Source organism: Salinisphaera sp. T5B8 (assembly GCF_040361255.1).
Taxonomy (GTDB): Bacteria; Pseudomonadota; Gammaproteobacteria; order Nevskiales; family Salinisphaeraceae; genus Salinisphaera.
On record NZ_APNG01000057.1, the window covers coordinates 1 to 934 of the forward strand.

1 protein-coding gene is annotated in these 934 nt (G+C 63.6%); it reads left to right on the forward strand.

Features of this window, described 5'->3' with window-relative positions; all coding sequences use genetic code 11:
* Positions 1-934 (forward strand): IS481 family transposase (locus T5B8_RS19970; RefSeq protein WP_353181011.1); only part of this gene is annotated, 934 nt, incomplete at both ends.

Genomic DNA, 934 nt, shown 5'->3' on the forward strand with positions numbered 1-934 from the left:
AAGAATGCGCGACTCACGACGCACAGTCGACAGGTGCTGGTGCGGCGCGTGATCGAACAAGGACTCAGACCCGTTGATGTCGCCCAGGCCATGGCCGTGAGTCCACGCACCGTCTACAAATGGTTGGATCGCTATCGACGCGAAGGCTGGGCCGGGTTGGCCAACCGGAGCTGTCGACCGCGACGGTGTCCGCACCGGCTGAGCCAAGCGCAGCGCACCCGTATTATCCGGTTGCGCCGACAACGGCTTATTTATCGCGCGATCGTGCGTAAGACTGGCGTGCCCCGCGCGACGGTTGCGCGCGTGCTTCAACGCGCCGGCTTGAATCGATTATCGGCGCTTGAACCCTCACAGCCTGCGCAGCGCTACGAACACGCCGCGCCGGGCGATCTATTGCACCTGGATATCAAGAAAGTGAATCGTTTTACGCGCCCCGGCCATCGCGTCACGGGCGATCGACGCGGCAAGTCCCGCGGTGCCGGCTGGGACTATGTCCATATGGCCATCGATGACCACAGCCGGGTCGCGCACGCCACGATCTGGCCGGACGAAACCGCGGCCAGCGCGGTCCGAGCGCTAATGGCGGCCTTGCGTTACTACCGCCGTCTGGGCGTGCGCTTCAAAGCCGTGCTGACCGACAACGGGGCCTGTTATCGGTCCCGCCGTTTTGCCAAGGCCTGCCGCCGACTCGGACTCAAGCACAGGCGCACGCAGCCCTACCGGCCGCGTACCAACGGAAAGGCCGAACGCTGGATTCAGACCGCGCTACACGAATGGGCGTATGCCCATGTCTATCAGAACGCCGACGAGCGCGCGGCCTATCTGCCGTACTGGCTGCATGACTACAACTGGCACCGCCCCCATGCCAGCCTGAAGCACAAACCACCGATCAGCCGCCTGGGCTTATCCGTGAACAATGTGTTGGGTTTACACA